Genomic DNA, 14510 nt, shown 5'->3' with positions numbered 1-14510 from the left:
CATAGTTTATAAAAAAGTGAATTATTCTTTAGAAATTTCCATTTTAGCGATATACTAAGTTAGATTAGAAAGATTAGAGGAGGCAATTTCTGTGGAATTTATCATACCTGTTAAAGGTGCAGTTAAATTTACTATTACGCTTGATCCAACTGTTTGGATTTTTGATGATCGAAAAATTGATTTGGACGAATTTTTCTCAGGAGAATATGAATATAAAGATGAATTAGAGGAGTATACAAAAGTGACGTCTGCCCATTGGTCACGTGAAATTATAGAAGGCGCTACTGTACCTCCAACTTTACAAACAGAGAAAAAATATGAACGAACAAAAGCACTAACTAGTACATTTGGTGTAGAACTACAACCATTTATTCAGAATGCAGAGCCTCTAGAAGAAGCTTCGTCATTAGTCATTGAAACAATAGAAGGTGAACACTCTTTCCCACTAAACGGATTAGATACTTTATTACTAAAGTTTAGTCATAAAGGAAAACCGCTTCGTGAAGATGGTCCTGTACATGTTATAAAAAAGGATGGTTCTAATATAAACAATCCAATCAAATTTGTTACTGCATTTCGCGTTGAATAGGAGCTGATTTTATGAAAGTACAATGTGTTATATGTGATCGAATAGACATACTCTCAGATGATCTGCCATTAGCCAAAAAGTTAAGAAATCGACTTATTCACACATATATGTGCCCAGTCTGTCATGACCGTATCGAAGAAAAAACGAATGCCAGATTAGCAACAGGCAAATTCATCTTCTACAAAACATCCAAACTTATTGAAAATGAGTTTTAAAAATTACAAAAGAACAAAATAGGACCCCTCTTGTTTTTAATCTTACAAGAGGGGTCCTATTATTAGTGTGATAGAGATGCTGCGACTTTGTGTATTGGATGAGGTATCCCTTTAACGCAAAAAACAAAGCTCGTCTACAATTAAGTAGTCGAACTTTGTTTCTTTTCAAGTCGTAAACGAATCTTATAGATGATTAAGATTAATGCTGCTACGATTAACCCTTCGACTACTGGAAGGAAAAACGCTAAAAACGTTAACATTAAACATCCTAAAAATAAGAAGACGTAAATGACTATATTTTGTCCCACACGCAATTTCTTGGCAAATCCTAGCTTGTACACAAGCACAGATAGCAAGAAAATTGTTATAAATAATACATAACCCGCTATGTCGAAATTTGGCATAACTTCATAAATAAGCTTAGATATACTAGACATTCTACCAAATACGAATTGCTGTTCTTCCAAGGTTGTTCACCCTTTTCTGATTCTATTCAAGTTCTGCATTTTTTAACTTTTTCGTCACACGTTCACGTTCACTTTTCTCTAAGATTTGTTTACGTAGACGGATTGACTGTGGTGTTACTTCTAAATACTCATCATCACCTAGAAACTCAATTGCTTCTTCAAGCGTTAAAATACGAGGTCTTTTAATAACGTTTGTTTGGTCTTTGTTAGCAGAACGAATATTTGTTTTTTGTTTCATTTTCGTAATATTTACCGTAATGTCATTATCACGAGTATTTTCTCCAACTACCATACCCTCGTAAATTTCAGTACCAGGTTCTACGAATAGTGTACCACGGTCTTCAATTTGCATCATCCCATAAGTTGTTGCCTTACCAGTTTCCATCGAAACAAGTACGCCTTGGTGACGTCCACCAACACGCCCTGAAACTACTGGTTGGTAGCTATCAAATGTATGGTTAATGATACCAAAACCTTTTGTTAGAGACATAAACTCAGTAGTGTATCCAATAAGTCCACGTGCTGGAACCATAAAGATTAAGCGAACTTGACCATTACCATTATTGATCATGTCAGTCATTTCACCTTTACGTGTTCCCATTGATTCGATAATAGAACCTACGCTATCTTCTGGTACATCAATTTGTACTCTTTCGATTGGCTCACATTTTTTTCCATCAATTTCACGAATAATTACTTTTGGTTTCGATACTTGAAGTTCAAAACCTTCACGACGCATATTTTCGATCAAAATAGACAAGTGAAGTTCCCCACGACCTGATACGATCCATGCATCTGGAGATTCTGTATCATCGACACGTAATGATACATCCGTTTGAAGTTGAGAACGTAAACGCTCTTCTACTTTACGAGAAGTAACCCATTTTCCTTCACGACCAGCAAATGGTGAGTTATTTACTAAGAATGTCATTTGTAAAGTTGGTTCATCTATACGTAATGGAATCAATGCATCTGGATGGTCTGTCGGACAAACTGTTTCCCCTACATTAATTTCTTCCATACCTGATACAGCGATTAAATCTCCTGCTTTAGCTGATTGAACTTCTACACGTTTTAAGCCGAAGAAACCAAACAATTTGGTTACACGGTAATTTTTAATAGATCCATCTAGTTTCATCAAAGAAATTTGTTGACCTACCTCAATCGTACCGCGGAATACACGACCAATACCAATACGACCTACGTAGTCGTTGTAGTCTAATAACGCTACTTGGAATTGTAACGGTTCATCTGAATTATCGATTGGTGCTGGAATTGCTTCGATAATCTGTTCAAATAGGCATGCCATATTTTCTTCTTGAGAAGCTGGATCTGGATCTAATGAAGCAGTACCGTTTACACCCGAAGCATAAACAACAGGGAACTCTAGTTGATCTGCATCCGCATCTAATTCGATAAATAATTCTAATACTTCATCTACAACTTCTAATGGGCGAGCAGAATCTTTATCCACTTTATTTACTACAACGATTGGTGTTAATTTTTGTTCTAATGCTTTTTTCAATACGAATCGTGTTTGTGGCATACAACCTTCATATGCATCAACAACTAGAACAACTCCGTCTACCATCTTTAAAATACGTTCTACCTCACCACCGAAATCGGCATGTCCAGGTGTATCAAGTATATTAATACGTGTACCATTGTAGTCTACTGCTGTATTTTTAGCTAAAATCGTAATACCACGCTCACGTTCGATGTCACCAGAGTCCATTGCTCTTTCATCAACATGCTCATTTGAACGAAAAGTACCTGATTGTTTTAGTAATTGGTCAACTAATGTCGTTTTCCCATGGTCAACGTGTGCTATAATTGCAATGTTTCTTAAATCTTGACGTAAATTTGTCATATTTCCACTCCATATTCTTTTTTCGAGTCCATAACTGTGTTATTATATCACAAGTGAAACTAAAGTAATAATATTTTTTTATCATTTTTTGGAGGTAATTGGATTGAGTAATATCAAATGGATTTTTGTTCTGTATTCTCTTGGCGCTATTTTATCGATGGCATTAATCGGAATCGCTGTAGCACTACGAAATATTCCACTCGTTTTCCTATTTCTAGTTATGCTTTTTATCGTAATGGGTTTTGGCTTCAAAACAAAGAAAAAAATGCGAGATCAAGGACTTTTATAAAACATGATCGGCAAGATTTTTCTTGCTGATCATCTACTTCAGTTTTACATAGTTCCCTACTATGTCCCCATGTAAACCAGGTTTTGATACGATAAACGTATTTTGTCCCATTAAATTAATAGGCTCATTTGCCAGCGTAGTTACGATAGCCCCGACCTCATTTGCAATTACTATTCCTCCCGCGATATCCCATGGCGATAAACGCATCGATACATAAGCATCTAGTCTTCCCATAACGACATACAATATTTCAATTGCAGCAGATCCATACGACCTAGTTCCTCGAACTTTATTCAAGAGTTGAATCATTCCTTCATGTTCAATGTATTTATTTGGTACAACCCAGCTCGCATTAATACTAATAATAGATTGTTCCACATTGGCATGTTCCACTCTTGGAATGCGCTGATCATTGAAAAATGCACCTTCACCTAAGGCACCCGAAAGTAAATCATCTGCCATCACATCATAGATATATCCAAGTATACCTTCCCCATCCTTGAAAATACCTAAAGAAATGGCAAAATTCTTTTTTTGATGGATAAAATTCATCGTTCCATCAATTGGGTCGAGAATCCAAACATAGCCATTTAAATCTTGTATATTGTCACCAAATCCTTCCTCACCCATAATACGGTGATCTGGAAAGTTCTGTTTTATATTTTTTATAAAAAATTGTTCTGTTTCTTTATCAATATTAGTCACTAAGTCATTTGCTTCTGATTTCGATTCAATGATTAGCTCTGTAGTAAAAGAAGCTCTAATTCTTCCTGCCGCTTCTTTTATTAATGATTTCGCAACTTTGTCCAAATTATGTATATTCACTTCAACAACCCTTTCTTTGCCAAGTTTCCCCTAATCCGCTTTTCTATAGTATAAAGAAAAAAACACCGGCTGTCTTGCGATTAGCAGGTGTTTTTATGGATTACCTAAAAGTAAAGCATTAATCAAGTGCATCTAGTTCTTCCAAAAGGCGGTGAATTTCAGTCAATTGCATTTTCGCTTCAGTTATTTCTTTTTCATCTTGGTTACTTAACGCATCATATAAAGTAGCAAGCTGATAATCCAGTTCCAATTTTAGCGTTTGAATTTTTTCTTTTTCCATATCATTTTTACGAATAATGTGCACTACCTGTCTCATAACTAACACCCCTTCTTTTTATTATTCCGTAATTTTCAGAAGATTTTTAATATTTTATGCTGATAATGAAATATTGTCAACTGAAGGAATACTACTTACATGATTTTTACCCATATTTCCTATAAAATAAACATGGAAAACGAAAGGAGTTTACAAATGAACAAAACATTTTGGGAAGCCAAAGACTTTGATGTATTCGAAGTGGATGGTTTAGAAAATAGAATGAATGCTCTTATAGAAAACGTTCGTCCAAAATTCGAAAAACTAGGAATGCATTATAGTCATTATTTTTCGAGTACTCTAGGGAACGAGGTCTTTCCACATGTAGCCAAACATGCTAGACGCTCCGTCAATCCCCCAAGCGATAGTTGGGTTGCGTTTGCACCATATAAAAGAGGTTATAAAGCGTTACCTCACTTTCAAATTGGGCTGTGGGGAAGCCACTTATTTATCATTGTAGCAGTCATTTACGAAGCACCAGATAAAGTAGCTATAGCGGAAAAATTGTTAAAGAAGAAAAGCTTATTCAATAAGTTACCGGATGATTTCATAGTTTCTGGAGATCATATGAAACCAGATGCTCTTCCTTTGAAAAAAGCTAAAAAAGGGGAATTAAAGGATTTATTAACGCGACTACATGATGTGAAAAAAGCCGAATTTTTAGTAGGTCGTCATATCTCTAAAGAAGAGGCAATCAAATTCTCAGAGGACGAATTCTACCAGTTGGTTGATGAAACTTTCGAATACTTATTACCTATTTATAAAACGATGATTAATATGAAGTAGAATTTTTCTCCTATAGCTTTCAAGCTATAGGAGAAAAGCTTTATCCTTTAATAATATTGAGATCGCTTTTTTCTTTCATCATTTTCACTATTGGATAACTTGCGTAACCGCTTTCTTTTTCGAATTCCCGAAAATATGTTTTTTCTTCTGCCATAGATGGCACAATTTCTTTAAAGCGTCTGTATTTCATTAATAATTCTTCTCGCTTTACACCCTTTTCATACGCTTTTTCAATTGCTTCAAAAAATTGGACGACATCTACTATTTCCTCTGTAGACCAATCTACAGAAAACGGATATGTGTATTCCATTATTCTCCTCCTACTGTTGCTATTTTCCTCTTATTTCTATTGCTTCTTTTACCATTCGTTGTATTAGTTCTTCCGTTGATGGTATATCATGTATCAGTCCAATAGACTGTCCAGCCCAGCCAAACCCTTTTTCTTCGTGACCTTCATAGATAAATTGCTTATTTGCTTCGCCACTAATGTGTTCTTTTAATGCATCATATGTTGGATTTTCAGATTCAATACGTAAAATTTCTTGTGTCCACTCATTTTTAATCGCTCTGGCTGGTGCACCAATAGATCGTTTAATCACGGTAGTATCCGTCTCCTGGCTTGCGATTAATGCTTGTTTATATGCTTCTGATGCATGGACACATTCCTGTGTTGCGATGAATCGAGTACCCATCTCAATTCCTTCTGCACCAAGAGCGTGAGCAGCCATCCAACCTCTACCATCTGCAATTCCTCCAGAAGCAATCACTGGAATCGACACTGCATCTACTACTTGGGGGATCAAAACGATCGTACCAATATCGTCCCTTCCTAAATGGCCACCACCTTCTTGACCTACAACCATCACAGCATCTGCTCCAAGCTGTTCCGCTTTTTGAGCTTGGCGTTTCGCAGCAACGAGCACTAATTTTTTTATAGAAGTATTTGCAAGCTTTTCTAAAATAGGCGCTGGATTTCCTCCAGTCATGGAAATAGCCGGAACTTCCTCGTCTATTGCCACTTGCAGCATATGCTCATAAGGTCTTCCAGTTTGACCGATAGCGAAGTTAACCCCGAATGGTTTATCTGTTAATTCCCTTACCCTCCTAATTTCCGCTCTCAATTCTTCTGGCGTTTTTAAGCTCATAGCGGTTACTTGACCTAGACCTCCCGCGTTTGATACAGCTGCACAAAGATCAGAATAAGCCAAATAAGCAAGTCCACCTTGAATTATTGGATATTTTACTCCCAATAAATCCGATACCTTTGTCTGAAAATTCATTCTCATCCCTCCTACTTTTCAGTATAGAAGAATTATCCATCTGATTCAATTGACAAATATTTTTTATAGTCATGAAACTGGGAAAGTGCTATAATTCATTTGTTTTAAAATTATTTTAACTAGAGGTGGTATGAGCGTTGTCACAATTAGAAACTCCTTTATTCGATGCCTTACTAAAGCATCGAAATCGTCATCCTATCCAGTTTCATATTCCTGGACATAAAAAAGGGAAAGGGATGGACCCAGCATTTCGAGAGTTCGTTGGAGATAATATACTTTCTATAGATTTGATTAATATTGCCCCTTTGGATGATTTACATTCTCCTAAAGGTGCGATAAAAAAAGCACAACGTTTAGCCGCAGAAGCTTTTGGGGCAGATGAAACTTTCTTCTCTGTACAAGGTACAAGCGGTGCCATTATGACGATGATTCTTACAATTTGTGGTCCTGGAGACAAAATTCTAGTACCTCGGAATGTTCATAAATCTATTATGTCTGCAATCGTTTTTGCAGGTGCTATTCCTGTTTTTATCCATCCAGAAGTCGATAAAGAACTTGGTATTTCACATGGAATTTCCGTTGAATCTGTTGAAAAAGCATTAGACGCACACCCAGATGCAAAAGGACTACTTGTTATTAATCCTACCTATTTTGGACTAGCTGCAGATCTAAAAAAAATCGTAGATATCGCGCACGAAAGAGGTATTCCTGTTGTAGTGGATGAAGCGCATGGCGTACATATTCACTTCCATAAATCGCTCCCTGTTTCCGCTATGGAGGCTGGTGCAGATATGGCTGCTACCTCTGTTCATAAATTGGGCGGATCTATGACACAAAGTTCTATTTTAAATGTACGTGAGGGGCTTGTTTCTACTAAACGAGTGCAATCGATATTGTCTATGCTAACAACTACATCTACCTCCTATCCTCTTCTAGCATCATTAGATACCGCTAGAAGACAATTAGCTATCCACGGTGAGGATTTAATCGGAGAAGCGATTAGAGTTGCCAATGATGCGCGTAGACGTATTAACGAGATTCCTCATATCCACTGCGTTGGGGAAGAGATTCTACAAACATCCGCAACCTTCGATATGGATCCTACAAAGTTATTAATAAGCGTGAAAAACTTAGGTATGACTGGATATGAAGCGGAAATTTGGCTTAGAGAAAAAGCGAATATCGAAGTGGAGCTTTCCGATTTATATAATATTCTTTGTTTAATCACCATTGGAGATACAGAAAAAGAAACAAACTTACTTATCAACGCTCTTTCTCGTATGGTAGAAGCACATGAATCAGAGGCAGTTGTAATAGAGCCATCTGTTACATTACCAGATATTCCTGGACTTGCTATGTCGCCACGAGATGCATTTTATGCAGCTACCGAGCAAGTTCCTTTAAAAGAAGCAAGTGGTCGTATTTCTGCTGAATTCGTCATGGTATATCCTCCTGGTATCCCTATTTTTATTCCCGGGGAAATAATTACACCAGGAAATATTAACTACATTACAATGAATTTAGAAGCAGGTCTACCTGTTCAAGGCCCTGAAGACGATACTTTAGAAATGATTCATGTGATTAAAGAGCATCAAGCAATTTTTTAACCATTATAAAAAGGAGAGATAAAACCTACATCTCTCCTTTTTTAATGAAAAAATAACGCAAAAACAGGACCTATAAAAGCACCAATGATCGCACTGAGTGTCATGGATACTGTTCCCATAGACAACGCTTTTTCTCCGTATTCAGTAAGTTTAGATACCCCAATTCCATGCGAAGCACTGCCCAAAGATATTCCTCTGCTAACCGCTTTCTCTATACGAGCTATTTTAAAAATAGATGGACCTAGTAGCGCACCAGTTATACCAGCTATAATAACAAATACAGCAGTCAATGAAGGAAAACCTCCAATAGCTTCACTAATCTGCATTGCTATAGGAGTCGTAATCGATTTTGGCAATAGAGATAAAATATAATCGTTACTTAAATTTAATAGTTTAGCAAAAACGATAATACTCACTAATCCTGAGAGCATAGCAATGACAACGCTAGTTAAAATAGAAAACATATTTTGCTTAATAATATGTCGTTGCGCATATAATGGATAAGCCATACTAACTACAGCTGGCCCTAGCATTGCATCTATCCATTTGGCTCCAGTCATATATGTAGCATAAGAGAGAGAGAAAGATTTTAATAGAATAATAATTAAAATAGTTGCTGTGAGCACTGGTAATAGAAGAGGAGTGGAAAATCTTGCGTTTAGTTTTCTCATGAGTAAAAAAATTACAATCGTTCCGATCATCATACTAATTGCTATCATTGTGCTTCTTCCTCTCCCGCTTTCCGACCTTCTAAGTACTGACATAATTTTCCGGTTATTAAAATCGTAAGCACCGTACTAATAATTACTGACAACACAAGTAATATACCGTTAATAGACATTAGTTCTGGATAATTCATGACTCCGACAGTTGATGGTATAAAAAATAAAGCAAGTATTCCTAATAAAAAACCTGCACCCTCTTTTATTACTTGAACAGAAATTATTTTCAAATGCAAGCACCCTAGAAGTAATAATAACCCTACGATACTTCCCGGAAATTTAATATGTAACATCTCTACAACAAAAGTGCCTAAAAAAGAAAATAAATATAATATACAAATTTGAAGAACTATGCGAATATATTTTTTCATATGGTTGCTTTAAAAGGCTATACCTTTAAAGTACTCACCTCCAAAATTATCAATAGGAAACATTTTACGCTCGTTTACCCGTTACGTCCAGAGCAAATTCATTTTTAGGAAGTAAAGTTAACCAATCTACAACTTAATTCGAACTACATTTACAAGGAATACTAGCAATATTGTGAGTAAGTCTTAAACAAATTATGATTTTAGCATAGTAAACAGACTAAAAATATAAGTAAAAGCGCCACTTTGTTCACAATCGAACTATATGTAATATAACCATGTTGCTCATGCACACTAAATACTAAAAATGGTTACCGTCCAATTAGACGATAACCACTTCTTCCGCTATTCCATTCCTTTTATGGTATGAGGATCGATAAAGTCATATCCTTTTGCACGAAAGCCTTCTACAATTCCAGGTATGGCCTCTGCAGTCCATTGTCGATCATGCATTAATAAATTTGCACCATCTGTTAAATATTCCGTGTTAAGCATTATATCTTTAAGACTTTCTGCATTCATATAGTCTTTTTCCCAGTCATATCCATATGTCCAATTCATTAGCTGCATTCCTTCATCTTCTACTAGTGATCTACTAAAATCGGTGTTTATACCAAATGGTGCGCGGAAAAATTTAGGTTTTTCTCCAATAACGGCTTCCACCGTTTCATTTACTTTCAGAATTTCTTCTTGTTGCTGTTCCTCTGAAATGTCTTTTAAATTAGCATGCGTCTGCGTATGGTTTCCAATAGCAAAGCCCATATCATAAATTTCTTTAAGATTCGCTTTTTGTTCATCTGTTTCTAAGAAGTGACCATTTACAAAAAAGATGGCTGGTGCATTCAAGTTTTTTAAAGTTTTCGCCATTTCTACAGCATATTTATCTGGAGCATCGTCAATTGTAAGTAATACCACCTTTGGATTGGCATCTCCAATTGGTTGCAATGTCCAGTTGGCTGGATTTATTTCATACAATGGTTCTTGTATTTCTTCTTTCGGTTCTTCTTCCTCTATTTCTTGCGTTACTTCTACTTTCTCTTCCCCACTCACTTCAGTTGTTTGTTCACTTTCTTTTTCTGCAGTAGGTTTTTCTTCTACAGTGCCACATGCTGAGAGTATAAGTATCCATGCTACTAGAAATATCCATGCTGTTTTTTTCAATCTGATCACCAGTTCCTTTCCATCATTTTAAATATGTAATAAAGAAAACCGTGTAAAGCATTTCTACACGGCTTCTTTTGTTTAAATTAAAGTGTTCCGCCAGATCCACCATCAATATTAACTGCCGTTCCTGTAACGTATGACGCCGCATCTGAAACTAAAAAAGTAATGACATTTGCAGCCTCAGCTGTTTCACCAATTCTTCCAAGTGGTATTGATGGCCCGACAACCTTTTTAGAGTATTCTTCCCAAGACAGCTCCGGTTCCTCATTTAACCAACGCTTTTCTATCTGGTCACTGCGTATTAATCCGATACACACTGTATTTACTCGAATATTATCTTTCCCTAAATCTTTACTCATCGCTTTAGTTAGAGCCATACCAGCAGCTCGACTTACCGTAGTAGGCAAGGAAGATGCAGGTGGTGTTTTCCCTAATACCGCAGTCACGTTTACAATCGCTCCTCCCCCCTCTTTTCGCATATAAGGAATGGCAGCTTTCGAAGTATGTATCGCACCAAATACCTTTAAATCTAAATCTGTATGCCATAGCTCAGTATCAACAGACTCGAAATGATTCGCAGATGAAGTCCCCGCATTATTTATGAGGATGTCTAACTTACCATAATGCTCGATTGTTTCTTGAATAATTTTTTTACATTCCTGCTCGTTTGTAATATCAGCAGACACTATTAATACTTCTTTCCCTGTTTCATGTTTTATAAACTTCGCTGCCTCTTCCAATTGTTCTTTTCCACGTGCGCAGATGGTAACAGATGCCCCTTCTTTTACTAACTGCAAAGCCGTATACAAGCCAATTCCTTGACTCGATCCTGTAATTACCGCTACTTTTCCTTTTAGTCCTAACTCCATTTTAGTTCCTCCTAAATTATTATTTTTACTCTCTTTTTTATTATAGATTCAATTTTCATATTTCGGGCAATATTTTCATTTTATTTATAATAACTGAAAATATTAAGAGGGACGAGAAGTGATTGGTCACTTTCCGTCCCTCTATTATCCATAATGATTCAATACCTTCAATTGGCTGCATAATAGAATATTTTTCTCTGTCTTAAACTGTATGAATGGGAGTCTTTTAACTCTCCATTGCTATCAAACAGGCTGAAGACGACTAGAAAGAGACTTTGCAAAAGGAACAATCTTACTAATTTCCTCTAACTTTAAACCTGTTTCTACACCCATTTCGGAGAGCATCAACGCCACTTCTTCAGTAGCCAAATTTCCCGTTGCCCCCGGTGAAAATGGACAACCACCTAGCCCTCCGATTGAGCTATCAAACTTATCGATTCCTGCTTGCATTGCTGCTAGCGTATTAGCCAATGCCATTTTCCGTGTATCGTGGAAATGGCCGACAAAAACAGTGTCTGGATATAAATCTTTCAGTCTTGCGAATCGGTCATAAACAATCTTAGGATTCGCATAACCATTTGTATCGCCAATGTCGATTTCATCTGCTCCTAATTCCACAAAACGTCGACAAACATAGTTTAACTCTTCAAAAGAAACATTTCCTTGGTATGGACAAGCAAACGACATGGAAACGTAAGCTCTAGTGAAAATCCCCTGTTCTTTGGCAAGCCTAAACATTTTTTCTGTTTCTAAAAGAGACTCATCTGTTGTCTTATTGATATTTTTTTGGTTGAACGTTGAACTAGCCCCAATAAATACAGCAATTTGTGGTACATTTGCTTGGATCGCTCGTTCAAGTGCTTTTAAATTTGGAGTTAAAGCTATATAGGTAATGCCTAAGTCGTTGCAAAACTGACTGATTTCATCTGCATCTGCCATTTGTGGCACCCATTTAGGGCTTACAAATGCAGCAGTTTCCATGCGTGAAAACCCTGCATCTGCAAGCTGACGAATCAGTTCCTTTTTAGATGCTGTCGAAATTGCTTTCGGTTCATTTTGTAACCCATCTCTTGGACCGACCTCAATCAATTCTATTTTCTTAGGAATATTCATCATACACCCCCGATATTAATAAGATCTTGGCATGCCCAGAACATGCTGTGCAACATAAGACAATATTAAGTTTGTCGAAATTGGAGCAACTTGATATAATCTCGTTTCTCTAAATTTCCTTTCCACATCATACTCCTCCGCAAACCCGAAACCACCATGGGTTTGAAGACAAGCATTCGCCGCTTCCCATGAAGCATCGGCAGAAAGTAATTTAGCCATATTGGCTTCTTTCCCACATGCTTTTCCTTCATCATATAATCTAGCTGCTTGGAATCTCATTAAATCTGCAGCTTCTAAATGGACGTAGGACTTGGCAATTGGAAACTGAACACCTTGGTTCTGTCCGATTGGTCTATTAAAGACAACTCGATCTTTTGCATACTGGGCCGCACGATCAACAAACCAATAGCCATCCCCTATACATTCCGCAGCTATTAGAATACGCTCAACGTTCATCCCGTCAAGAATATAAGAAAAACCTTTTCCTTCTTCACCGATTAAGTTTTCGACAGGAACTTCTAAATCTTCTATGAAAAGTTCTGTAGTAGCATGATTCATCATCGTCCGAATAGGTTTAATAGTGATACCATTTCCAACAGCTTCGTTCAAGTCAACTAATAATACAGATAAACCTTCTGTCCGTTTTTTCACTTGGTCAATTGGCGTTGTACGAACAAGTAAAAGCATAAGATCCGAGTATTCAGCACGTGAAATAAATACTTTTTGTCCGTTTACAATATATTTATCTCCTTTGCGTACAGCTACCGTTTTTAATTGGGTAGTGTCTGAACCTGTATTAGGCTCTGTAACTCCGAAAGCTTGCAGTCTTAAAGTTCCGTCCGCAATTTTAGGTAAGTATTTTTGCTTTTGCTCTTCAGATCCATGACGCAATAAAGTTCCCATCGTATACATTTGGGCATGACATGCACCTGCATTTGCTCCTGAGCGGTTAATCTCTTCCATAATAATTGAAGCATCTGTAACTGATAATCCTGACCCGCCGTATTCTTCTGGAATAAGAGCCGCCAAGAAACCAGCTTCCGATAAAGCGGTTACAAATTCTTCAGGGTATGCGTTCGTTTCATCTAACTTTCTCCAATATTCATCCGGATAATCTTTACAAATCGTTCTTACACTTTGACGAAGCTCTTCTTGAAATTCCGGTGTGCTAACGTGTAATTCAGTAGTTTTCATTTATAAATTCCTCCATTTTTTTAAGTTTTATAAAAAGCTTATTTTCCAGCAAATTGTGGAGCGCGCTTTTCAACAAACGCTAGAACACCTTCCAAGCGGTCTTCTGTATTGACACAATGATTGTAAAATACGAGCTCCTCTTTTCGTGCTTGTATGTCTTCCATTCCAAATAAAGAATCTACGGCTTTCTTACAATTTTGAACAGCTATTGGTGCATTCTTTGCTAACATTTCCGCAAGCTCATACGCCTCATCCAATAGCTTCTCGGAGGAAGTCAGTCGATTAAGTAAGCCGGCTTTCTCAGCTTCTTCTGCGGTAACCATTCGACCGGTGCATACCCACTCTTTCGCTATATGGACTCCGACCCTTTTAGGAAGCAATCGTGTTCCACCACCCCCGGGCATAATTCCGCGCGTCGCTTCAGGAAGACCAAACGTAGCAGTTTGCGCAGCAACGATAAAATCACAATTCAAGACAATTTCAAATCCTCCAGCAAGCGCAAAACCATCGACAGCGGCAATTACTGGTTGCGGTAGATCAGCAATTGCATAGAACATTTCCTCAAACAGCTTATGTTGAGCTTTCCACTCTTCTTCTGTCATTCCATTTCGTTCTTTTAAATCGGCACCTGAACAAAATGCTTTTGGGTTGCTTGATGATATTACTACTACCCTCGCATCAGATTTAGAGATTGATTGAAGAGTTTCTAATATTTCGGTTGCCAATTGCGTATTAAATGCATTACGAGCTTCGGGGCGATTTAATTCAATCACTGCGATTTGCTGATTTGTTCCTGTTTTACTAATTTGTAAAAATGTCATTATTTCACTTCCTTC

General features: G+C 37.1%; 18 protein-coding genes. 5 read left to right on the top strand and 13 right to left on the bottom strand.

Translation table 11 applies throughout. The features are described from left to right. The first annotated feature begins 91 nt into the window (after nucleotides 1-91). Entirely contained in the window at nucleotides 92-589 is a 498-nt protein-coding gene (locus FG382_RS04010) for a peptidyl-prolyl cis-trans isomerase (protein ID WP_142537608.1), read from the top strand. Nucleotides 590-600: 11 nt separating this feature from the next. Beyond that, a complete protein-coding gene (locus tag FG382_RS04005) occupies nucleotides 601-804 on the top strand; it encodes a YlaI family protein (protein ID WP_142537607.1) in 204 nt (67 codons plus the stop codon). A 140-nt stretch (nucleotides 805-944) separates the two neighbouring features. Here FG382_RS04005 and FG382_RS04000 read toward each other — a convergent pair whose 3' ends face one another. Both FG382_RS04000 and typA read right to left on the bottom strand, forming a co-directional pair. Next, nucleotides 945-1271, bottom strand: a complete 327-nt coding sequence (locus FG382_RS04000) for a YlaH-like family protein (RefSeq protein WP_229677266.1) — start codon at nucleotides 1269-1271, stop codon at nucleotides 945-947. Between the two features lie 22 nt (nucleotides 1272-1293). Next, nucleotides 1294-3141 carry a translational GTPase TypA gene (gene typA / locus FG382_RS03995; protein WP_142537606.1) on the bottom strand — a complete coding sequence of 616 codons (1848 nt, stop codon included), beginning with the start codon at nucleotides 3139-3141 and terminating at the stop codon, nucleotides 1294-1296. 103 nt (nucleotides 3142-3244) lie between these two features. Here typA and FG382_RS03990 point away from each other — a divergent pair, with 103 nt between their 5' ends. Further along, on the top strand, nucleotides 3245-3430 hold the full coding sequence (locus FG382_RS03990) for a YlaF family protein (RefSeq protein ID WP_142537605.1): 186 nt from the start codon (nucleotides 3245-3247) through the stop codon (nucleotides 3428-3430). A 33-nt stretch (nucleotides 3431-3463) separates the two neighbouring features. Here FG382_RS03990 and FG382_RS03985 read toward each other — a convergent pair whose 3' ends face one another. Both FG382_RS03985 and FG382_RS03980 read right to left on the bottom strand, forming a co-directional pair. Continuing rightward, nucleotides 3464-4255, bottom strand: a complete 792-nt coding sequence (locus FG382_RS03985; RefSeq protein ID WP_142537604.1) for an inositol monophosphatase family protein — start codon at nucleotides 4253-4255, stop codon at nucleotides 3464-3466. Nucleotides 4256-4373: 118 nt separating this feature from the next. Continuing rightward, nucleotides 4374-4571: a hypothetical protein gene (locus tag FG382_RS03980; RefSeq protein WP_142537603.1), complete on the bottom strand. Its 198-nt coding sequence runs from the start codon at nucleotides 4569-4571 to the stop codon at nucleotides 4374-4376. 156 nt (nucleotides 4572-4727) lie between these two features. Between FG382_RS03980 and FG382_RS03975 the strand changes: the two genes are divergently transcribed. Then, nucleotides 4728-5357 carry a YktB family protein gene (locus FG382_RS03975; RefSeq protein ID WP_142537602.1) on the top strand — a complete coding sequence of 210 codons (630 nt, stop codon included), beginning with the start codon at nucleotides 4728-4730 and terminating at the stop codon, nucleotides 5355-5357. A gap of 40 nt (nucleotides 5358-5397) precedes the next feature. Here the strand turns inward: FG382_RS03975 and FG382_RS03970 are convergent, their stop codons facing one another. After that, nucleotides 5398-5667, bottom strand: coding sequence for a UPF0223 family protein (locus FG382_RS03970; RefSeq protein WP_142537601.1), 270 nt, complete (start codon nucleotides 5665-5667; stop codon nucleotides 5398-5400). A 19-nt stretch (nucleotides 5668-5686) separates the two neighbouring features. Next, nucleotides 5687-6637, bottom strand: a complete 951-nt coding sequence (locus FG382_RS03965) for an NAD(P)H-dependent flavin oxidoreductase (RefSeq protein ID WP_142537600.1) — start codon at nucleotides 6635-6637, stop codon at nucleotides 5687-5689. Between the two features lie 137 nt (nucleotides 6638-6774). On the opposite strand from FG382_RS03965, the gene FG382_RS03960 reads away from it, so the two are divergent. Continuing rightward, nucleotides 6775-8244: an aminotransferase class I/II-fold pyridoxal phosphate-dependent enzyme gene (locus tag FG382_RS03960; RefSeq protein WP_142537599.1), complete on the top strand. Its 1470-nt coding sequence runs from the start codon at nucleotides 6775-6777 to the stop codon at nucleotides 8242-8244. Between the two features lie 41 nt (nucleotides 8245-8285). On the opposite strand, the gene FG382_RS03955 is transcribed toward FG382_RS03960, so the two are convergent. The 7 genes from FG382_RS03955 to FG382_RS03925 all read right to left on the bottom strand — a co-directional run bounded on the left by FG382_RS03955 (nucleotide 8286) and on the right by FG382_RS03925 (nucleotide 14495). Then, complete coding sequence (locus FG382_RS03955; RefSeq protein ID WP_142537598.1) at nucleotides 8286-8963, bottom strand: LrgB family protein; 678 nt, start codon at nucleotides 8961-8963, stop codon at nucleotides 8286-8288. Continuing rightward, entirely contained in the window at nucleotides 8960-9337 is a 378-nt protein-coding gene (locus tag FG382_RS03950) for a CidA/LrgA family protein (protein WP_142537597.1), read from the bottom strand. The genes FG382_RS03955 and FG382_RS03950 overlap by 4 nt, the downstream gene beginning before the upstream one ends. Nucleotides 9338-9679: 342 nt before the next feature. Continuing rightward, on the bottom strand, nucleotides 9680-10501 hold the full coding sequence (locus FG382_RS03945; RefSeq protein WP_229677295.1) for a polysaccharide deacetylase family protein: 822 nt from the start codon (nucleotides 10499-10501) through the stop codon (nucleotides 9680-9682). Nucleotides 10502-10581: 80 nt separating this feature from the next. Further along, complete coding sequence (locus FG382_RS03940) at nucleotides 10582-11367, bottom strand: SDR family NAD(P)-dependent oxidoreductase (RefSeq protein WP_142537595.1); 786 nt, start codon at nucleotides 11365-11367, stop codon at nucleotides 10582-10584. Nucleotides 11368-11610: 243 nt separating this feature from the next. After that, a complete protein-coding gene (locus FG382_RS03935) occupies nucleotides 11611-12480 on the bottom strand; it encodes a hydroxymethylglutaryl-CoA lyase (RefSeq protein ID WP_142537594.1) in 870 nt (289 codons plus the stop codon). A gap of 15 nt (nucleotides 12481-12495) precedes the next feature. Beyond that, a complete protein-coding gene (locus FG382_RS03930; protein ID WP_142537593.1) occupies nucleotides 12496-13674 on the bottom strand; it encodes an acyl-CoA dehydrogenase family protein in 1179 nt (392 codons plus the stop codon). A 38-nt stretch (nucleotides 13675-13712) separates the two neighbouring features. Next, complete coding sequence (locus tag FG382_RS03925) at nucleotides 13713-14495, bottom strand: enoyl-CoA hydratase/isomerase family protein (protein WP_142537592.1); 783 nt, start codon at nucleotides 14493-14495, stop codon at nucleotides 13713-13715. Nucleotides 14496-14510: the final 15 nt, after the last annotated feature.

This window comes from Psychrobacillus lasiicapitis (genome assembly GCF_006861795.1).
GTDB lineage: Bacteria > Bacillota > Bacilli > Bacillales_A > Planococcaceae > Psychrobacillus > Psychrobacillus lasiicapitis.
This window is presented reverse-complemented; position numbering and strand designations above follow the sequence as displayed.